Origin of the sequence: Phreatobacter sp., from assembly GCF_027532945.1 — a bacterium.
Lineage (GTDB): Bacteria > Pseudomonadota > Alphaproteobacteria > Rhizobiales > Phreatobacteraceae > Phreatobacter.
The window spans coordinates 193,865-211,860 of record NZ_JAPZTZ010000009.1 but is presented as its reverse complement, the minus strand read 5'-3'; the positions used below and the strand labels follow the sequence as shown (position 1 = coordinate 211,860).

20 protein-coding genes and 1 tRNA gene are annotated in these 17,996 nt (G+C 68.1%); 10 read left to right on the top strand and 11 right to left on the bottom strand.

Annotated features, from left to right (window positions below; genetic code table 11):
• Positions 1 to 42 precede the first annotated feature (42 nt).
• The 5 genes from recG (at position 43) to O9344_RS07710 (ending at position 5,019) form a co-directional block, all read left to right on the top strand.
• Positions 43 to 2,157 (top strand): ATP-dependent DNA helicase RecG, encoded by a 2,115-nt coding sequence (recG, locus tag O9344_RS07730; protein WP_298474872.1) that lies wholly within the window; start codon positions 43 to 45, stop codon positions 2,155 to 2,157.
• Positions 2,158 to 2,160: 3 nt separating this feature from the next.
• A complete protein-coding gene (locus tag O9344_RS07725) occupies positions 2,161 to 2,526 on the top strand; it encodes a YbaN family protein (protein ID WP_298474870.1) in 366 nt (121 codons plus the stop codon).
• Entirely contained in the window at positions 2,523 to 3,425 is a 903-nt protein-coding gene (locus O9344_RS07720; protein WP_298474868.1) for a PfkB family carbohydrate kinase, read from the top strand. The genes O9344_RS07725 and O9344_RS07720 overlap by 4 nt, the downstream gene beginning before the upstream one ends.
• Before the next feature lie 21 nt (positions 3,426 to 3,446).
• Positions 3,447 to 4,190 carry a hypothetical protein gene (locus tag O9344_RS07715; RefSeq protein ID WP_298474866.1) on the top strand — a complete coding sequence of 248 codons (744 nt, stop codon included), beginning with the start codon at positions 3,447 to 3,449 and terminating at the stop codon, positions 4,188 to 4,190.
• Positions 4,191 to 4,272: 82 nt separating this feature from the next.
• Positions 4,273 to 5,019 carry an SDR family oxidoreductase gene (locus O9344_RS07710; RefSeq protein ID WP_298474864.1) on the top strand — a complete coding sequence of 249 codons (747 nt, stop codon included), beginning with the start codon at positions 4,273 to 4,275 and terminating at the stop codon, positions 5,017 to 5,019.
• Positions 5,020 to 5,032: 13 nt separating this feature from the next.
• On the opposite strand, the gene O9344_RS07705 is transcribed toward O9344_RS07710, so the two are convergent.
• Positions 5,033 to 5,107: transfer RNA gene (locus O9344_RS07705), tRNA-Lys, on the bottom strand.
• A gap of 93 nt (positions 5,108 to 5,200) precedes the next feature.
• Complete coding sequence (locus tag O9344_RS07700; protein ID WP_298474863.1) at positions 5,201 to 5,470, bottom strand: hypothetical protein; 270 nt, start codon at positions 5,468 to 5,470, stop codon at positions 5,201 to 5,203.
• 148 nt (positions 5,471 to 5,618) lie between these two features.
• On the opposite strand from O9344_RS07700, the gene O9344_RS07695 reads away from it, so the two are divergent.
• Positions 5,619 to 6,122: a DUF2937 family protein gene (locus O9344_RS07695; RefSeq protein ID WP_298474862.1), complete on the top strand. Its 504-nt coding sequence runs from the start codon at positions 5,619 to 5,621 to the stop codon at positions 6,120 to 6,122.
• Positions 6,123 to 6,125: 3 nt separating this feature from the next.
• On the opposite strand, the gene O9344_RS07690 is transcribed toward O9344_RS07695, so the two are convergent.
• A complete protein-coding gene (locus O9344_RS07690; RefSeq protein ID WP_298474861.1) occupies positions 6,126 to 6,491 on the bottom strand; it encodes a hypothetical protein in 366 nt (121 codons plus the stop codon).
• A gap of 115 nt (positions 6,492 to 6,606) precedes the next feature.
• Here O9344_RS07690 and O9344_RS07685 point away from each other — a divergent pair, with 115 nt between their 5' ends.
• Positions 6,607 to 7,431 carry a polyphosphate kinase 2 family protein gene (locus O9344_RS07685; RefSeq protein ID WP_298474859.1) on the top strand — a complete coding sequence of 275 codons (825 nt, stop codon included), beginning with the start codon at positions 6,607 to 6,609 and terminating at the stop codon, positions 7,429 to 7,431.
• 23 nt (positions 7,432 to 7,454) lie between these two features.
• Here O9344_RS07685 and tgt read toward each other — a convergent pair whose 3' ends face one another.
• The 5 genes from tgt to coaD all read right to left on the bottom strand — a co-directional run bounded on the left by tgt (position 7,455) and on the right by coaD (position 11,400).
• Positions 7,455 to 8,603 carry a tRNA guanosine(34) transglycosylase Tgt gene (gene tgt / locus O9344_RS07680; RefSeq protein WP_298474857.1) on the bottom strand — a complete coding sequence of 383 codons (1,149 nt, stop codon included), beginning with the start codon at positions 8,601 to 8,603 and terminating at the stop codon, positions 7,455 to 7,457.
• On the bottom strand, positions 8,600 to 9,676 hold the full coding sequence (gene queA, locus O9344_RS07675) for a tRNA preQ1(34) S-adenosylmethionine ribosyltransferase-isomerase QueA (protein WP_298474855.1): 1,077 nt from the start codon (positions 9,674 to 9,676) through the stop codon (positions 8,600 to 8,602). Before queA ends, tgt begins: the two co-directional genes overlap by 4 nt.
• A 69-nt stretch (positions 9,677 to 9,745) precedes the next feature.
• A complete protein-coding gene (locus tag O9344_RS07670) occupies positions 9,746 to 10,246 on the bottom strand; it encodes a peptidylprolyl isomerase (RefSeq protein WP_298474854.1) in 501 nt (166 codons plus the stop codon).
• Between the two features lie 32 nt (positions 10,247 to 10,278).
• Positions 10,279 to 10,848 (bottom strand): peptidylprolyl isomerase, encoded by a 570-nt coding sequence (locus O9344_RS07665; protein WP_298474954.1) that lies wholly within the window; start codon positions 10,846 to 10,848, stop codon positions 10,279 to 10,281.
• Positions 10,849 to 10,893: 45 nt separating this feature from the next.
• Positions 10,894 to 11,400, bottom strand: a complete 507-nt coding sequence (gene coaD, locus O9344_RS07660) for a pantetheine-phosphate adenylyltransferase (RefSeq protein WP_298474852.1) — start codon at positions 11,398 to 11,400, stop codon at positions 10,894 to 10,896.
• A 202-nt stretch (positions 11,401 to 11,602) separates the two neighbouring features.
• Here coaD and O9344_RS07655 point away from each other — a divergent pair, with 202 nt between their 5' ends.
• Complete coding sequence (locus tag O9344_RS07655; protein ID WP_298474850.1) at positions 11,603 to 12,769, top strand: M20 family metallopeptidase; 1,167 nt, start codon at positions 11,603 to 11,605, stop codon at positions 12,767 to 12,769.
• Positions 12,770 to 12,848: 79 nt separating this feature from the next.
• Here O9344_RS07655 and gyrA read toward each other — a convergent pair whose 3' ends face one another.
• Positions 12,849 to 15,602: a DNA gyrase subunit A gene (gyrA, locus tag O9344_RS07650; protein WP_298474848.1), complete on the bottom strand. Its 2,754-nt coding sequence runs from the start codon at positions 15,600 to 15,602 to the stop codon at positions 12,849 to 12,851.
• 211 nt (positions 15,603 to 15,813) lie between these two features.
• Here gyrA and O9344_RS07645 point away from each other — a divergent pair, with 211 nt between their 5' ends.
• The gene (locus tag O9344_RS07645) at positions 15,814 to 16,443 is read left to right on the top strand and encodes a MarC family protein (protein ID WP_298474846.1); all 630 of its coding nucleotides are present in this window, start codon (positions 15,814 to 15,816) and stop codon (positions 16,441 to 16,443) included.
• 4 nt (positions 16,444 to 16,447) lie between these two features.
• On the opposite strand, the gene O9344_RS07640 is transcribed toward O9344_RS07645, so the two are convergent.
• Positions 16,448 to 16,843, bottom strand: a complete 396-nt coding sequence (locus tag O9344_RS07640) for a DUF2306 domain-containing protein (protein WP_298474844.1) — start codon at positions 16,841 to 16,843, stop codon at positions 16,448 to 16,450.
• 89 nt (positions 16,844 to 16,932) lie between these two features.
• Between O9344_RS07640 and O9344_RS07635 the strand changes: the two genes are divergently transcribed.
• Positions 16,933 to 17,406 (top strand): hypothetical protein, encoded by a 474-nt coding sequence (locus tag O9344_RS07635; RefSeq protein ID WP_298474842.1) that lies wholly within the window; start codon positions 16,933 to 16,935, stop codon positions 17,404 to 17,406.
• A 4-nt stretch (positions 17,407 to 17,410) separates the two neighbouring features.
• On the opposite strand, the gene O9344_RS07630 is transcribed toward O9344_RS07635, so the two are convergent.
• Complete coding sequence (locus O9344_RS07630; protein WP_298474840.1) at positions 17,411 to 17,953, bottom strand: TetR/AcrR family transcriptional regulator; 543 nt, start codon at positions 17,951 to 17,953, stop codon at positions 17,411 to 17,413.
• Positions 17,954 to 17,996 lie beyond the last annotated feature (43 nt).

Here is a 17,996-nt window from a genome sequence, read left to right as displayed (position 1 = left end):
CCTGCCCTGTCGGTGCCGCACGGCTCGGACTAGATTGCGGCCATGCGTCCCTCGCGACTCGATCCCCTCTTCGCGCCGCTCACCAGCCTGAAAGGCGTCGGCCCGAAATTCGAAGGTCTCTATGCGCGGCTCCTCGGCACCGAGGGGCCGCCGCGCGTCATCGACCTGCTTCTTCACCTGCCGCACACGATCATCGACCGACGGGCGCGCCCGACCCTCGCCGAGGCCGCGCCCGGCGCCATCGTCACGGTCGAGGTGCTGATCGAGAAGCACCGGCCCTCCCCGCCCGGCAAGGCACGCGCGCCCTATCGGGTCCTCGCCTCCGACGAGACGGGCGACGTCACGCTCGTCTGGTTCAATGCCCATCGCAGCCGCATCGAGCAGATGTGCCCGGTCGGCGAAACGCGGGTTGTCTCCGGCCGTATCGAGCTCTTCGACGGGATGCGCCAGATGGTCCATCCCGACCGGGTGCTGACGGCGGAGCAGGCCGCCTCCATGCCGATGATGGAGCCGGTCTATCCGCTCACCGAGGGCCTTGCCTCCGGCCATGTGCGACGGGCGGCGGAAGCCGCGCTCGACAGGCTGCCGGCGCTGGCCGAATGGCTCGATGCAAGGCTGAAGGACCGCCACTCCTGGCCCGCCTTCTCCGCGGCGCTCCGGACCGTCCACCAGCCGGACCGCCCCGAGGCCTTTGCGCCGGAAGGGCCTGCCTGGACGCGGCTCGCCTATGACGAACTCCTCGCCAACCAGCTCGCGCTCGGCCTTGTCCGCGCCAATCTCAAGCGACCCGCCGGCAACCGCAATGCGGGTGATGGATCGATTCGCGCGCGGATCGAGGCCGCCCTGCCCTTCGCGCTGACCGGCTCGCAGCGCCAAGCCATCGGCGAAATCGCTGCGGACATGGCGGCGCCGACGCGGATGCTGCGGCTTCTCCAGGGCGATGTCGGTTCGGGCAAGACGGTGGTGGCGCTGATGGCCATGGCGGCGTCAGCGGAAGCTGGCCGGCAGTCCGCCCTGATGGCGCCGACGGAACTGCTCGCGCGCCAGCATGCCCGCACCCTTACGCCGCTGGCCGAAGCCGCGGGCCTGAAGGTCGCCATCCTCACCGGCCGCGAGAAGGGCCGCGAGCGGGAGGCGGTGCTTGCCGGCCTTGCCGACGGGGCGATCCATATTGTGGTCGGCACCCACGCACTGTTCCAGGATGGCGTCACGTTCCGCGCCCTCGGCCTTGCGGTCATCGACGAGCAGCACCGCTTCGGCGTGCAGCAGCGCCTGGCGCTCGCCGCCAAGGGCGAGGCGGTGGACCTCCTGGTGATGACGGCGACGCCGATCCCGCGCACCCTCGTCCTCACCTATTTCGGCGACATGGACTCCTCGCAGCTCACCGAGAAGCCGGCCGGGCGCAAGCCCGTGGACACGCGCGTTATCGGCATGGACAAGCTCGGCGACGTGGTCGAGGGCATCGGCCGGGCCCTCGCCGCCGGCCGGCAGGTCTATTGGGTGTGCCCGCTCGTGGCTGAGGCCGAGGAGCCGACCGAGGACACACCGGACCTCGCCTCCGCCGAAGAGCGTTTCGAGATGCTGCGCCAGCGTTACGGGCCGGCGGTGGACCTCGTTCACGGCCAGATGAAGGGCGCCGACAAGGACGCGGCCATGGCGCGGTTCCAGGCCGGCGAGACCCGCTGCCTCGTTGCGACAACCGTCATCGAGGTCGGCGTCGACGTGCCGAAGGCCTCGATCATGGTCATCGACCATGCCGAGCATTTCGGCCTCGCGCAGCTGCACCAGCTCCGCGGCCGCATCGGTCGCGGTTCGGATGCGTCGACCTGCATCCTGCTCTATCGCGGCCCCCTCGGGGAAACCGCCGGCCGGCGTCTGGAGATCATGCGGGAGACAGAAGACGGCTTCCGCATCGCCGAGGAGGACCTGAAGCTGCGTGGCGAGGGCGACCTGCTCGGCACCAAACAATCGGGCATGCCGGGGTTCCGCATTGCCCGGCTCGAACATCATGCGCCGCTCCTCGAGACGGCGCGCAACGATGCCCGCGTGATCGTCGAGACCGACCCGCATCTGGCAGGTCCCCGTGGCGAGGCCCTGCGCGATCTGCTCTACCTGTTCGGGCGCAACGAGGCGATCCGCCTCGTCGAGGCGGGCTGAACCATGATCTCCCGGCCGTTCCGATTCATCCTGTTCTCCGCCGGCTGCCTGTTCACGGGCCTCGGCGTGATCGGCCTCATCCTGCCCGGCATTCCCGGAACGGTGTTCCTCATCCTTGCCGCCTGGTGCTTCGCGCGGTCTTCGCCGCGGTTCGAATGGTGGCTTTTGAACCATCCCAAGCTCGGGCCACCGGTGCGGCAATGGCGTCAGCGCGGCGCCATCGCACCGCGCATCAAGGCCGTCGCGATCGGCTCCATGGCCTTGTCCTGGGGCATCGTCTGGCTGACGGCGCCGCCCATCGGCATCGCCCTGTCCGGCATCGCCATCGCCGCGAGTGCCCTCTATGTCGGGACCCGCCCCTCGTCATGACAACCACGCCTGTCCGCGTCGTCTGCGCGGGAATTGCCACGCTCGACTTCGTCTATGGCCTCGACGCCATCCCGACCGTGCCGCTGAAATTCCGCACCCACCGCATGGAGCTGTCGGGCGGCGGGCTCGCCGGCAATGCAGCCACGGCCTGCGCCCGGCTCGGCGCCAAGGTAACGCTGGTGGCCAGGCTGGGCGACGATCCTTTCGCCGGCATGATCATGGACGAGTTCACCCGCGAGGGCATCGACGTCTCGGCCATCCGCCGCTGCCCCGGCCATCGCACGCCGGTCTCAGCGGTCATCATCGACGATGCCGGCGAGCGCATGGTGGTGAGCTATTCCGACCCGGACCTTCCCACCGATCCGGGCCTCGTCCCCGAGGGCGTCGAACGCGGGGCCCATGCCATCTATGCCGAAACACGGTGGATCGAGGCGGCGCTCGACCTGCTGCCGCGCGCCTGCGCGATCGGCATCCCCTCCGTCCTCGATGCCGACCGACGGCCGACCCGGCCGGAAGTCCTGACACTGGCGAGCCATGTCGGCTTCTCGGCGCAGGCGCTGCGCGACTGGACCGGGATCGACGATCTTGCCGCCGCCCTCGCCCATGCCGCCCGCGGGGCGGGCAACATCCTCGCGGTTACCGACGGCGCCCGCGGCTGCTGGTTCATGGACAAGGACCGGGTTGTTCATGTCCCGGCCTTCCCGGTGAGAGCGGTCGACACGCTGGGTGCCGGCGACACCTGGCATGGCGCGCTCGCCGTCGCGCTCGGTGAAGGACAGCCGCTGTCTCGCGCCATGCTTTTCGCCAACGCGGCGGCTGCCTTGAAATGCACGGAATTTGGCGGTCGGAAAGGCATGCCGCGGCGCGACCGCGTGGACGCCCTTCTGGCCGGGGCGTGACGATCTGCTAAGGTGCCCGGTGTGACGATGCTCTTCCGACCGCTCCTGTTCCTTGCGCCCCTGCTGCTCGCCGCCGCATCCCTCGCCCCGACGGCCGAGGCGCGCACCACCGGCGCGCTGGTACGCGGCGTCACCGACGCTCAAGTCCTCTATCGCAGCACGACGGTGAACCTGAGGGCCGGGCGGCCGGCCGAGGCCGAGGCGAGCCTGAAGACCCTCGTCGCCCTGTGGGACGAGACGGCTGCGGCCATACTCGCCGATCCGCCTCCCCTGGCCCAACGCATCAACCTCTTCGCCGAGCAGATGGAGGGGAGCCGCGCCCGCCTGAAGCGCGCCGCCGATGCCCTGTCGCAGGGCCGTACAGATGGAGCGCTGGACGAGCTGGCACCGCTCAAGCGCGACTGGATCACGTTGCGCCTCGGCCTCGGCCTCTATGGCCTCGTCGAATGCCTCGACGAGTCGAACCAGGCGCTGGACGCGCTCATGACCCACAAGCGGCAGACGCCCGATCTCACCCGCGCCGAGGCACGCGTCGACATCATCGCCCGCACCGCCGTCTATCGTTTCGCCCTCAGGCGTTGCGAGAGTTTCGCGGCGAGCGATCCCCTCGGCGACGGCGATTTCCGCCGTCAGGCCGAGGCCATCGGCGCCGCCCTCGACGTCATCGATTCGGCAATCCGTCTGCGAGACCCGGCGCTGCTGGACCGGGTGCTCACCGATCTCAAGACCTTCGATACGCAACTCACCCAACGCTTCGGTGGGTAGCGGGCTGCTGGACAGCGTGGCGGCGCCCATGCCATGACTTCAACCGATTGAGCCGCAGAGAACGGCGACACGGGAGAGCACCATGGGCAAGAGGCTGGCGGGCAAGGTGGCGGTGATCACGGCCGCGGGTCACGGAATCGGCCGAGCGATCGCCGAGGCCTTCGTGGCAGAAGGCGCGAAGGTCTTCGCCACCGATGTCGACAAGGCAAAGCTCGAGGGCATCCCGAAGGCGAGGAAGCTGAAGCTCGACGTGACCTCGACCCGCGCGGTGGAGGCCTTCGCCGCCAAGACCGGCCCCATCGACATTCTCGTCAACGCCGCCGGCTGGGTGCATCACGGCAATGTCCTCGACACCAGCGAGGCCGACTGGGACCGCTCTTTCGACCTCAACGTCAAGTCGATGCACCGGACCATCAAGGCCTTCCTGCCGGGCATGCTGGAGAAGGGCGCAGGCTCGATCGTCAACATCGCCTCGGGTGCCTCCTCGGTGCGCGGCGTCGCCAACCGCTATGCCTACGGCGCCTCCAAGGCGGCGGTGATCGGCCTCACCAAGTCGGTGGCCATGGACTACATCCGCCGCGGCATCCGCTCGAATGCCATCTGCCCTGGCACGATCCAGTCCCCCTCGCTCGACGACCGCATCAAGGCGCTCGCAGCTTCGACCAACCAGAGCGAGGCCGCCGCCCGCAAGGCCTTCATCGATCGCCAGCCGATCGGTCGGCTCGGCACGGCGGAAGAGGTCGCCATGCTGGCGCTTTACCTCGCCTCGGACGAGGCCGCCTACACCACCGGCGCAATCCACATCGTGGATGGTGGTTTTTCGTTGTGAGGGAGCCACCGGATGGTGAGCGGGGAGGGGATCGAACCCTCGACCACATGATTAAAAGTCACGTGCTCTACCGCTGAGCTACCCGCCCATCCGGGCGCGGGTTTGGCGGATCGGCGGACGGAAGTCAACGCCGGGATGGGAATAAGGAAAGGGCCGGCGGATCGCCACCGGCCCCCTGCCCTCAATAGCGCGAGCGCCAGTCACGGCGGCGCCAGTAGCGACGGCGGGCGGCGCGGTTGCGCCAGCGACGGCGGTAATAGCCGCGGCTTCCACGGCGGATGACATCGCCGCGGGGGCCGACGTTATCATGCATTTCCAGCGGATTCTCCGCCGAGATCGGAGCAACGGGGACGGCCGCTACGGCGACCGGGGCGGCTAAGGTTGCGGTCGACCCGGCGGCGAGCACCGCCAATCCGGCACCGGCGGCGAAAAGTTGTCGTCTGGTGGTCATGGGTCACTCCAATCTTGATGGGCGCCCGAGCGGCGGGCGGACGTGAGGGGAACGTGCCGCCGCCCGAGACGTTCCGTCCGCGCCCGGTTGCCCGACCGGCGCTCCGCCCTAGACTGCCCCCTCCTCTCCACCGAGCGCCCCGCGGCCGATGATCCTCAAACGCCTCGTTTTCGCCCTCGCACTGTTCCTCGCCACGCTCGCGTCGCAGGTGCCGGAATTCGCACAGCAGTATCGCCAGCGGCTCGGCGGCGCAGTGGACGAGCTCAACCGCATCATCACCGCCTTCGACGCCGACGCGGCGCGCATGGCGCTCACCCGCGAGAGCGGGCTCGAGCGACTGAAGGCCAATGCGGACAGGTTCGTGCGCCAGCGCGCCGAGCAGATCGAGGGCGACATCGCGCGCGCCGCACGGCTCGAACGACAATTGCAGTCCTATGCGGAGGCAGGGCCATTCAATCGCGTGGCGCTGCTGGCGCGCGACCATGATGCCGATATCGCGCGCCGAGCCTTCGAGGCCTTTGAGCCCGCAGTCCCGGTCACCTCGGAAGGCCTGATGGCCGCCGTCGCCGGTTTTCTGGTCGGCTGGGTCGGCGGTCGCGCGCTCATCCTGCCGATTCAGCGGCGGCGCAAACAGCCTCGTCTGGCCGCGTGAGCCTCAGTCCGGCGGCATCCGCTTGACCCCGTCGCGGATGAAGATGCGAAACGGTGTCGTACCCTCCGCCGAGCCATCCTCGGCGCGCCAGCGGCCGTTGGTGCAAAGGATGCCGCCCTGTTCCGGCACGGCGTCGAATTCGGCGCGGTTGCGGTAGACGGAGCCGTCGGGCAACGTCGCGGTGAAGGCGGTGCGGCAACGGCCGTCCGCGACAACCGGGTCATAGCCCCCGATCATGACCCCTCCCCCGCCGGTGCTGGGAAACGGGTCGCGCAGGAGTGGCCAGGCGCCGAAATCCTCGGCCGCCGCCAGCGGCCCTCCCGCCATCAGGGCAACCAGGGTCGCGGCCATCATCCACTGTTTCACCATAGCGTCCTCCTCTGGGATCGGATGGGGTACACGTGGAGAGCCGGTTCGGATGCACGGGCGCTTGCGCCGGCGGCGGCAGCCACCACAATGACCGGCCCCGAACCGGTGAGACGTCATGCAGCAATCCTGTCCCAAACACCTCAAGCATCTCGTCGTGAAGCCTGGCGCAAAGGTCGACCTGGGCGACATCGACCCGCGAAAGGTCGATTTCCTCGGCGGGGAGGAGACGGTGCGGGAGCGGCTGACGGAAGACATCACCGCCATCGACGCGCTGCAGGACCGGCTCTATGCCGAGGGCAAGCGGGCGCTCCTCGTGGTGCTGCAGGGCACCGACACTTCGGGCAAGGATGGCACGATCCGCGGCGTGTTCAACGCCACCGGGCCGCTCGGTGTGTCGGTCACCGCCTTCAAGAAGCCGAGCGAGGAGGAGCTCGCGCACGATTTCCTCTGGCGCGTCCATCTGGCCGCGCCGCGCCGCGGCACGATCGGCATCTTCAACCGCTCCCAGTACGAGGACGTGTTGATCGGCCGCGTCCGCAAGCTGGCGCCGAAGGAGGTGATCGAGCAGCGCTACGAGCAGATCAACGATTTCGAGCGGATCCTCGCCGAGAACGGCACGGTGATCCTCAAATTCATGCTCCATATCTCCAGGAAGGAGCAGGCCGAGCGGCTGCAGGAGCGCCTCGACGACAAGACCAAGAACTGGAAGTTCAACGCTGGCGATCTCGAAGACCGCAAGCTCTGGGACGAGTACCAGAAGGCCTATGAGACCGCGCTGTCGCGCTGCTCGACCGAGCATGCCCCCTGGCACGTGGTGCCGGCCGACCGCAAATGGGCGCGCAACGCCATCATTGCCGCCATTGTGCGCGACACGCTGGAGGCGATGGATCCGCAATATCCGAAGTTGCCGTGGAAGCCGTCGGACTTCCGGATCGAATGAGTTGACGGCTCAGCCCTGCCCCATCAGCCCTGAAACGGCGGGATGTCGCCTCTCGCCCAGCCGTCGCGGACCTCGGCCATGTAGTCGGCATAGCGGCCCGCGGCGATGGCGGCGCGGGCCCCCGCCATGAGCTCCTGGTAATAGGCAAGGTTGATCCAGGTGATCAGCATGGAGCCGAGCATTTCCTCGGTGCGCACGAGGTGGTGCAGGTAGGCCCGCGAATAGTCGCGTGCCGCCGGGCAGGATGAGGTCTCATCCAGCGGCCGCGGGTCATCGGCATGGCGGGCATTGCGGAAATTGACCTTGCCAAAGCGGGTGAAGGCCTGGCCGTGGCGGCCGTTGCGGGTCGGCATGACGCAATCGAACATGTCGACGCCGCGGGCGACCGCCGCGAGCAGGTCGTCCGGGGTGCCAACGCCCATGAGGTAGTGCGGCTTGTCGTCGGGCAGGTGCGGCATGACCTCCTCGATCATCGCCAGCATCACCGCCTGCGGCTCGCCGACGGCGAGGCCGCCGATGGAATAGCCGGGGAAGTCCATGGCCGCGAGGGCCTTGGCACTGGCGACGCGCAGGTCCGGCTGGTCGCCGCCCTGGACAATGCCGAACAGCGCCCTGCCCGGCGGCTGCGCGTCGAAGGCACGGCGCGAGCGCTCCGCCCAGCGCAGGGAGAGCTGCATGGCCTTGTCGATGGCGGCGCGCTCATTGGGCAGCGCGACGCATTCATCAAGCTGCATCTGGATGTCGGCGCCGAGCAGGCCCTGGATCTCGACGGAACGCTCCGGCGTCAGCTCGAAGCGCGAGCCGTCGACATGGCTCGCGAAGGTCACACCCTGCTCGGTGAGCTTGCGGAGCTTGGCCAGCGACATGACCTGGAAGCCGCCGGAATCGGTGAGGATCGGGCCGGACCAGCCGCCGAAGCGGTGAAGGCCGCCGAGCGCGGCGATGCGCTCGGCGCCGGGCCGCAGCATGAGGTGGTAGGTGTTGCCGAGGATCACGTCGGCGCCGAGCGCCTTGACCTGATCCATATACATGCCCTTCACCGTCGCCTGGGTGCCGACCGGCATGAAGGCGGGCGTGCGAATGGCGCCACGCGGCGTGGTGACAACGCCGGTGCGCGCGGCCCCGTCACGGCCGTGGAGGGCGAAGGAGAAGCCCTGGGCGGATGCGGTCATGGGGCCTCCGCCCGGAAGAGCAGCGAGCTGTCGCCATAAGAGTAGAAGCGGTAGCCCACGGCGATGGCCTGGGCATAGGCGGCCTTCATCGTGTCGAGCCCGGCAAAGGCCGAGACCAGCATGAACAGCGTCGAGCGCGGCAAATGGAAATTGGTCATCAGCGCGTCGACGGCCCGGAAGCGATAGCCCGGCGTGATGAAGATGTCGGTCTCGGCGGCGAAAGGTCGGATCGTGCCATCTGTGGCGGCAGTACTTTCGAGCAGGCGCAGCGAGGTTGTGCCGACGGCCACGATCCGCCCGCCCCGCGCCCGGACGGCGTTAAGCGCGGCCGCGATCTCCGGCGTCACCAGACCGTACTCGGAATGCATGCGGTGGCCCGTCGTGTCGTCCGCCTTCACGGACAGGAAGGTGCCGGCGCCGACATGCAGCGTGACGAAGTGGAGATCGACGCCGCGCGCCTTCAGCCGGTCGAGCAGGTCCGGCGTGAAGTGGAGGCCGGCGGTGGGAGCTGCGACAGAGCCCTCATCCTTCGCATAGATCGTCTGGTAATCGGCGCGGTCCTGCGCGTCCTCCGGACGCTTGGAGGCGATATAGGGCGGCAGAGGAATATGGCCGATCCGCGCGATGGCCTCGTCGAGATAGGCGCCGGCAAATTCGAACTCGAAGGTGACGCCGTCGTCGTCCTTGGCGATGACGGTGGCGTGAACGCCGGCAAGCAGGCAGGCCTCGGGCGTCTCGCCGAAGCGGACGATGTCGCCGGGCTGGAGCTTCTTGGCGCCCTTGACGAAGGCGAGCCAGCGGTTGTCCGACAAGCGCTTGTGCAGGGTTGCCGAGATGGAGGCGGTCTGGCCGGCGCGCTCGCGAATGCCCTCGAGCTGGGCCGGGATGACGCGGGTGTCGTTGAAGACCAGCGCGTCGCCCGGGGCGAGCAGGTCGGGAAGGTCGCGGACGATGCGGTCCTCGATCCCCTCGCCCGGCCGCACCACCATGAGGCGCGCGGAATCGCGCGGGCTCGCCGGCCGCAGGGCGATCCGGTCGGGCGGCAGGTCGAAGTCGAAGAGGTCGACGCGCATGGTGTAAGGGGCGCCCCAAAGGAAACGGCGCCCGGATCGCTCCGGGCGCCGCGTCCCTATCATGACAGATCAGAGCTTGGCGACGACGTCGCCATAGGTGCCGAGGTCGTCGGCCGCCATCTTGGCGACGACGATCTTGTCGGGATCGCGCACGGGCTCGCCGCGCTTGATGCCGTCGACGCTCTCCATGCCCTCCACGACCTTACCCCAGACCGTGTACTGGCGGTCGAGGAAGCGGGCGTCGTCGAAGCAGATGAAGAATTGCGAGTTGGCCGAGTTCGGGTTCTGGGCGCGGGCCATCGAGGTGGTGCCACGCACATGCGGCTCGGCGTTGAACTCCTGCTTCAGGTCCGGGTACTTCGAGCCGCCGGTGCCGGTGCCGTGCGGGCAGCCGGTCTGGGCCATGAAGCCGTCGATGACGCGGTGGAAGACGATGCCGTCATAGAAGCCCTCGCGGACGAGCTTCTTGATGTGGTCGACATGGCCGGGCGCAAGGTCCGGGCGCATGGCGATGACGACGCGCCCCTTGGTCGTCTCAAGGATCATGGTGTTTTCGGGATCGAGGGCCATCCAGGCCTCCTGTTGTCGTTGAGAGGGAAATGTCAGCGGATGTCGGCGGCGACGCGCACCCGGACCATGCGGTCCGGCTGGGTGACGGTGCCATTGGCGGCGGCGTTGCCGCGCTTGATCTTGTCGACGGCCTCCATGCCGGAGACCACATTGCCGAAGACCGTGTACTGGCCATTCAGGAACGCGCCCTCGGCGAACATGATGAAGAACTGCGAGTTCGCGGAATTCGGGTTCTGGGCGCGGGCCATGCCGAGCACGCCGCGCACGAAGGGCTCGCGGGAGAACTCGGCGGCAAGGTTCGGCAGCTGCGAGCCGCCCATGCCGGTGCCCTGGGGGTCGCCGGTCTGTGCCATGAAGCCCTCGATAACGCGGTGGAAGACGATGCCGTCGTAGAAGCCCTGGCGGGTCAGCTGCTTGATGCGCTCGACATGCCTTGGCGCGAGGTCCGGCCGCAGGCGGATGATGACCGGGCCGTCCTTGAGCTCGATGACCAGGGTGTTCTCGGGATCGAGGCCCGCCGGCAGGCGGATGGCCTGGGCGGCGGCAGGCGCTGCGGCGAGGGCGAGCGAGGCGGCGAGGAAGGAACGGCGCTGCACGGGGATTCTCCGTTGGGATCGGTGGCGGCTCGGTCGGCGATCAGGCCTCGGTCACGACGTCTTGGGCTTGACCTTGCCGGCGAGGGCCCTGGCGACGGCGGGCGGCACGAAGGAGGTCACATCGCCTCCCATCTGGGCGATCTGCCTGACGAGCGTGGCGGTGATGGGGCGGACGGTGGTCGAGGCCGGGAGGAAGACTGTCTGCACGCCAGGCGCCATCTGGGCGTTCATGCCGGCCATCTGCATTTCGTAGTCGAGGTCGGTGCCGTCGCGCAGGCCGCGGATGAAGAGGCTGGCGCCGACGCGCTGGGCTGCCCAGACCGCGAGGTCGTCGAAGGTGATGGTGCGGAAGTCGCACTGCTCGGCCGCGGCGATCGGTCCGCAGACCTCGGCGAGCAGGGCCAGGCGCTCTTCGGCCGAAAACATCGGGGCCTTGCCGGGATGGATGCCGACGCCGACCACCAGCTCGTCGGCGAGACGGCAGGCGTGGCGGATGACGTCCAGATGGCCGTTGGTGACCGGATCGAAGGATCCCGTGTAGAGCGCGACGCGCTTCATATGATCGCCTGTCGTCTGGTCGCCTGAAGGTGGCCGCCGGCGCGGACCTGCGACGGCTTAACGGCACTCCGGTCCCTGCGCAAGGGAAGCCCGACGAGCCCCGCCGCACATGGACGGCATGTCGCGGCGCGATTGCCCCTGCAAGGCCACCCATGAAGAATGGCCCGCCAGACGGTCACAGGGCCGGGAGCAGGAGATACCGATGACCCAGAGCACCGAGACCCGCATTGCCGCGTGGCTGGCGGCCCGCAAGGACGCCATGATCGACCTGCTGCGCGAGGTCGTCGACATCGATTCAGGCTCCTACGACAAGACCGGCGTCGATGCGGTGGGCGCGCGGTTCGAGCGCTTCTTCGCCGAGCAGGACATCTCCTGTTGGCGCGAGCATCACGAGGTCTTCGGCGATGCCATCCATGCGCAGGTCGACGATCCCGGCTCAAACGAGAAGCCTATTTTGCTGATGGGTCATCGGGATACGGTTTTTCCCAAAGGTGAAGTCTCAAGACGCCCTTTCACCATTGAGGGCGGCCGTGCCTACGGGCCGGGCGTCGCCGACATGAAGGCGGGCCTCGTCATGAACGTCTTCGTCGCCGCCGCCTTCAAGGCGCTCGGCGGCGCGCCCTGCCCGATCAAGGTGCTCATCACCTCGGACGAGGAGATCGCCTCGCCTTCGTCGCGGCCGATCATCGAGCGCGAAGGCCGTGCGGCGCGGGCCGTGTACAATTCCGAGCCGGGCCGGCCCTCCGGCAATGTCACGACGGGGCGCAAGGGTGGCGTCTTCATGCGCTTCGACGTCTACGGCAAAGCGGCGCATTCCGGCGGCAATTTCACCAGTGGTATCAGCGCCATCGGCGAACTTGCTCACAAGATCGTTCAGATCCATGCGCTCACCGATCTGGAGCGCGGCATCACCCTGAATGTCGGCCTCGTCTCGGGCGGGCAGTCCGTCAACACAACGGCGCCACATGCCGAGGGACAGATCGACCTGCGCTATATCGACCCCGCTGACCGCGCCTCGACGCTTGCCGCCATCCAGCGCATCATCGACACGCCGACGGTGAAGGGCACGACGGCCAAGCTGGAGATCAAGGGCGAGTTCCTGCCCGTCGTCCAGACGCCGGAGGCCAAGGCCATCTTCACCGCCTACCAGGCGGCGGCGCGCGATGCGGGGCTTGCGAGCCTCGACGGCGAGTTCTCCGGCGGCTGCGCCGATTCCGGCTTCACGGCGAGCGTCGGCACGCCAACCATCTGCGGAGTCGGGCCGGTCGGCGGCAATGCCCACACGGTCGAGGAATATCTGGAGATCGACAGCATCGTACCGCGGGCGCAGGCTCTGGCGCTGGCGATCCTGCGGACGCAGGTGGACTAACCGCTCCGCCAAAAGCAATCGCCCGGCACGGGGCCGGGCGATCGAAAGTCCTGCGATGGCGGGATCGACCCGTCTGGAGTCAGCCCTCGGTTGCCTCGTCCCCCTCGGCGTCGAACCCATCGCCCTCCTCATCACCCTCGTCGGAAATATGCTCGACGGAGACCACCTTCTCGGTCTCGTGGGTGTCGAAGACGATGACACCCTGGGTGCCGCGGCCGGCGACGCGGATGCCGGAGACGGGGCAGCGGATGAGCTGGCCACCATCCGTCACCAGCATGATCTGGTCGCGGTCCTCCACCGGGAAGGACGCCACCAGCCGGCCATTGCGCTCGTTCACGGCCATGGCGACGATGCCTTTGCCGCCGCGGCCGGTGATCCGGTACTCGAAGGACGAGGTCCGCTTGCCGTAGCCGTTCTCGGAGATGGTCAGGACCACCTGTTCGGCCGCCGACATCGCGGCATAGCGCTCGGCAGCCAGTTCGCCGGAGCCGTTGCTCTCCTCCTCGTCCGCCCCCTCCGCGCCCGCTGCCTCGCCGGCGATGGCGCGGCGCATCTTGAGGTAGGCGGAGCGTTCGTCGGAATTGGCCTCGAAATGGCGCAGGATCGCCATGGAGATGATGCGGTCGTCCTCGGCCAGCGTGATGCCGCGCACGCCCATGGAGTCGCGGCCCTTGAAGACGCGCACCTCCGGCACCGCGAAGCGGATGCACTGGCCGAGCGCGGTCGTCAGCAGCACGTCGTCGGCCTCGGTGCAGACGGCGACACCGACGATGCCCTCGCCCTCGTCCAGCTTCATGGCGATCTTGCCGCCACGGTTCACCTGGACGAAGTCGGAGAGCTTGTTGCGGCGAACCGTGCCACGGGTGGTGGCGAACATGGCGTCCAGATCGCCCCAGGTCGCCTCGTCCTCGGGGAGCGGCAGCACGGTGGTGATCCGCTCGTCCGGCTCCAGGGGAAGGATGTTGACGAAGGCCTTGCCGCGCGCCTGGGGGGCGGCCAGCGGCAGGCGCCAGACCTTCATCTTGTAGACCTGTCCCTTCGAGGAGAAGAACAGGATCGGCGTGTGGGTGTTGGCGACGAAGAGGCGGGTGACGAAATCCTCGTCCTTCGTCTGCATGCCCGACCGGCCCTTGCCGCCGCGGCGCTGGGCCCGGTAGGTCGAGAGCGGCACGCGCTTGACATAGCCGGCATGGGACACGGTCACGACCATGTCCTCGCGGGCGATGAGGTCCTCGTCATCGAACTCGCCGATGCCGTCGACGATCTCCGTGCGCCGGGGGGTGGCGAATTCATCGCGCACCGACTTCAGCTCGTTGGTGATGATCTCGAGGATGCGGGCGCGCGAGCGCAGGATGTCGAGATAGTCGGTGATCTCGTCGGCAAGCGTCTTCAGCTCGTCGCCGATCTCGTCGCGGCCGAGGGCGGTGAGGCGCCGCAGCGGCAGGTCGAGGATGGCGCGGGCCTGTGTCTCCGACAGGCGATAGGTGCCGTCGGCATTGATCGGATGACGCGGATCGTCCACCAGCAGGATCAGCGGAGCGATGTCGCGGGCGTCCCAGTCGCGGCCCATCAGGGCCTCGCGGGCCGAGGCCGGATCGGCCGAGGTCCGGATGATGCGGATCATCTCGTCGATGTTCGCCACCGCGATGGCGAGGCCGCACAGGACGTGGGCGCGGTCGCGCGCCTTGCCGAGCAGGAACTTGGTGCGGCGGGAGACGACCTCCTCGCGGAAGGCGATGAAGGTGACGATGAGGTCCTTGAGGTTCATGACCTCGGGACGGCCGCCGTTCAGCGCCACGAAATTGCAGCCGAAGCTCTGCTGCAGGGCGGTGAAGCGGAAGAGCTGGTTCAGGACCACGTCGGAGACGGCATCGCGCTTCAGCTCGATGACGACACGCATGCCCTCGCGGTCGCTTTCGTCGCGGAACTCGGAGATGCCCTCGACCTTCTTCTCGCGCACGAGTTCGGCCAGGCGCTCCAGCATTTGCGCCTTGTTCACCTGGTAGGGGATCTCGGTGACGATGATCGCCTCGCGCTCCTTGCGCAGCGTCTCGATCGACGTGCGGGCGCGCATGACCACCGAACCACGGCCGGTGAGATAGGCCTGGCGAATGCCGGCGCGGCCGAGGATGAGGCCGGCGGTCGGGAAATCCGGCCCCGGCACATAGTCCATCAGCTCCTCGATCTCGATCTCCGGCTTCTCGATCGTGGCGATGCAGGCGTCGATGATCTCGCCGAGATTGTGCGGCGGGATATTGGTGGCCATGCCGACAGCGATGCCGCCGCCGCCGTTGACCAGCAGGTTGGGGAACTTGGCCGGGAGGACCTTCGGCTCGCGCTCCGAATTGTCGTAGTTGTCCTGGAAATCGACGGTCTGCTTGTCGAGGTCGGAAACGAGTTCGCCGGCGATCTTCTCGAGGCGGACCTCCGTGTAGCGCATGGCCGCCGGGGGATCGCCGTCGACGGAGCCGAAATTGCCCTGTCCGTCGATCAGCTCGACGCGCATGGAGAAGTCCTGCGCCATGCGGACGAGGGCGTCATAGACCGACTGGTCGCCGTGCGGGTGGTACTTACCGATGACGTCGCCGACGACGCGGGCCGACTTGCGATAGGGCTTGTTCCACTCGTAGCCGTTCTCATGCATCGAGTAGAGAATGCGGCGATGGACCGGCTTCAGGCCGTCGCGGGCGTCGGGCAGCGCGCGGCTGACGATGACGCTCATCGCATAGTCGAGATAGGACCGCCGCATCTCGTCCGTGATCGAGACGGGGCGAATTTCTGTCGGGTCGGTGGGCTGTGCGCCCGCCGGCGTCTTGTCGTCGTCTTCGGCCAAGAGAACTCTTCCGATGGGGCGGATGGAGGCCATCCGCGGGACCTGGACCTTCTATCCGATTCCGCGCGGGATAACCAACCCCGGAGGCGATTTCAGGGCGACGGATAGCGCCCTGTTTTCAATGGGTTGGAAAGGTTCCTGTCAGCCCTGTGGACGACGCGGGTCTCACCGGGTCACAATTGGCCGGAAACCGCAGCCGAACAGGGTCCCGATGACGCTCGAATTCCTCACCGGGGCCCTCGTCACCATGTTCGTCATCGTCGAGCCGATCGCCCTCGTGCCGATCTTCCTCGCGGTGACCCAGGGCTTCTCCGCCGCGCAGCGGCAGCAGGTCGCCTGGCGGGCCTGCCTCATCGCCTTCCTGATCCTTGCCGCCTGCGCCTTCTTCGGCGACTGGCTCCTCAGGATGCTCGGCATCTCGCTGCCGGCCTTCCGGATCGCCGGCGGCCTGCTGGTGTTCTGGATCGCCTTCGAGATGGTGTTCGGGCTGCGCGCCAGCCGCAAGAGCGAGACGGCCAAGGAGGCCATCGACAAGGAGCACATCGTCAACGTCGCCGCCTTCCCCATGGCGATCCCGCTGCTGGCAGGCCCCGGCGCCATCACCGCGACGCTGCTGCTGGCGGGTCAGGCTGCGGGCAACACCGCGATGATGGCGACCCTCATTGGCGTTCTCGCCGTGGTCGTCTTCGTCTCCTGGATCTGCCTCGGCATGGCGGAGACGATGAACAAGCTGCTCGGCACCCTCGGCAATGCCGTGGTGTCGCGCCTGCTCGGCATCATCCTCGCCGCACTTGCCGTTCAGTTCGTCATCGACGGCATCCGGGCGGCGCTGCGCGGCTGATCCCTCAGCCGCCGAAGACCACCTGCCCCATGATCCGGCCCGGGAGGAGCGTGAAGAGCCCTGCCCCGGCCCAGCCCATCGCCACGCCCAGCATCCCCAGGCGATGGCCGCGCATATTGCCGGTTCGGCGCGCGACAATCGCATGGACGAGCGTCACCAGCGTTACCACCGACAGGATGTGAATGGGGCTGAAGGGTCCGAACAGCCGGATGCCGTGGATCCAGAATGAGGAGACGGCGGTGATGGTCATCAGCACCACCCAGGCCCAGCCGACGCGCCGATGCCACGTCCCGCTCTTGCGGCGCCCCAGCTGGACGATGGTGAGCGGGATCAGCGCCACGGCGGCGATGGCGTGAAGCTGGATGGCGAGCGGCGCGGCGAGAAGCGGTGCGAGGGTCATGGAACATCTCCGGCGTTATGAGAATGCTATTTACATTCTCTTTTTCCCATGTCAATAGACCTCACATCGCGAACTGAAGGAGACCTGTCATGATGATCCTCACCTCCGCACCGCTCTGGGTTTGGCCCCTTCTCGCATTGCTCCTGCTGCTCGGCCTGCGGTCGCGACAGGAGCGCACCCTCCCCATGACGGTGGTCTACCTGTTACCGGCCATCGGGCTCCTGACACTGCCGACCTTACTCGCCCTCCCCCACGCCGGCATCGCGCTCGCCGCCCATCTCGTCGCCTATGGCGCGGGTGCGACGGCAGGCTATCGGCTGCAGGGACGCTGGCTCCTGGCCAAGGCAGGCGGACGCGTGCGGATCGCCGGGGAGAACCTCACCCTCGCCGGCATGATGACGCTGTTCAGCGCCAAGTTCGTGCACGGGGCAATGATGGCCGCGGCGCCGGCGGTCCTGTCCGGCTGGGCCTATGGCATGGCCTTCGCGACGGTCACCGGGCTCGCCGCGGGCCTGTTCGGCGGCCGCGCCCTGCGCACCATCATGGCGCCGCGCACGGCGTGATGGGTCAGGGCCGGCTCATCAGCGGCAGGATGATCTCCAGCGCCTCGCGGGCGCGATCCTCCGCCGCGCCCACGCCCATGCGGAATTGGCCGATCAGCGCCTGATAGGTGAAGCGGGCCCGGGCGCCCGCCTCCGCCGCCGGCACGCCGATGGACGCGAAGAGCGCCTCGACATAGGCGACACGCCGTGCGTCGGTTTCGGCCACCACCGCCCCCACGCCCGCATCGCGCGCCGCCCAGTCACGCATCGCCATTTCAAGGCGGCCATCGGCGCGCAACACGGTGGCGAACAGGGTCTTCAGCCGGTCGGCCGGATCGCTGGCCTTGGCCTCGACCCGGGTGATGATGTCGGTGGTGGCGGATGTCCGCCAGGCCTCGACCATCATGGCGAGCAGATCGCCGCGGTCCCGGAAGTGCCAGTAGAAGCTGCCCTTGGTGACGTTCAGATCGGCGGCGAGCCGTTCGACGCGCACCGCGTCGAGCCCCTTGTCGGCGAGGGCCGCAAGACCCGCCGAAACCCAGGCCGAACGATCAAGGCTGTCCTTCATGTGTCCTCCATACGCTGCCGTATTGACGCGGGCAAGGGACAGC

Coding starts and splice junctions, on each gene's coding strand:
- O9344_RS07670 (WP_298474854.1), bottom strand. CDS start 10,246: ATGGCCCTCGATCCCGAAAACACCATGATCCTTGAGACGACCAAGGGG.
- queA (WP_298474855.1), bottom strand. CDS start 9,676: ATGCGCGTCGACCTCTTCGACTTCGACCTGCCGCCCGACCGGATCGCC.
- O9344_RS07695 (WP_298474862.1), top strand. CDS start 5,619: ATGATCCTCAAACGCCTCGTTTTCGCCCTCGCACTGTTCCTCGCCACG.
- O9344_RS07700 (WP_298474863.1), bottom strand. CDS start 5,470: ATGACCACCAGACGACAACTTTTCGCCGCCGGTGCCGGATTGGCGGTG.
- O9344_RS07710 (WP_298474864.1), top strand. CDS start 4,273: ATGGGCAAGAGGCTGGCGGGCAAGGTGGCGGTGATCACGGCCGCGGGT.
- coaD (WP_298474852.1), bottom strand. CDS start 11,400: ATGAAGCGCGTCGCGCTCTACACGGGATCCTTCGATCCGGTCACCAAC.
- O9344_RS07685 (WP_298474859.1), top strand. CDS start 6,607: ATGCAGCAATCCTGTCCCAAACACCTCAAGCATCTCGTCGTGAAGCCT.
- tgt (WP_298474857.1), bottom strand. CDS start 8,603: ATGACCGCATCCGCCCAGGGCTTCTCCTTCGCCCTCCACGGCCGTGAC.
- O9344_RS07635 (WP_298474842.1), top strand. CDS start 16,933: ATGATGATCCTCACCTCCGCACCGCTCTGGGTTTGGCCCCTTCTCGCA.
- O9344_RS07630 (WP_298474840.1), bottom strand. CDS start 17,953: ATGAAGGACAGCCTTGATCGTTCGGCCTGGGTTTCGGCGGGTCTTGCG.
- O9344_RS07720 (WP_298474868.1), top strand. CDS start 2,523: ATGACAACCACGCCTGTCCGCGTCGTCTGCGCGGGAATTGCCACGCTC.
- O9344_RS07645 (WP_298474846.1), top strand. CDS start 15,814: ATGACGCTCGAATTCCTCACCGGGGCCCTCGTCACCATGTTCGTCATC.
- O9344_RS07640 (WP_298474844.1), bottom strand. CDS start 16,843: ATGACCCTCGCACCGCTTCTCGCCGCGCCGCTCGCCATCCAGCTTCAC.
- O9344_RS07655 (WP_298474850.1), top strand. CDS start 11,603: ATGACCCAGAGCACCGAGACCCGCATTGCCGCGTGGCTGGCGGCCCGC.
- recG (WP_298474872.1), top strand. CDS start 43: ATGCGTCCCTCGCGACTCGATCCCCTCTTCGCGCCGCTCACCAGCCTG.
- O9344_RS07690 (WP_298474861.1), bottom strand. CDS start 6,491: ATGGTGAAACAGTGGATGATGGCCGCGACCCTGGTTGCCCTGATGGCG.
- O9344_RS07725 (WP_298474870.1), top strand. CDS start 2,161: ATGATCTCCCGGCCGTTCCGATTCATCCTGTTCTCCGCCGGCTGCCTG.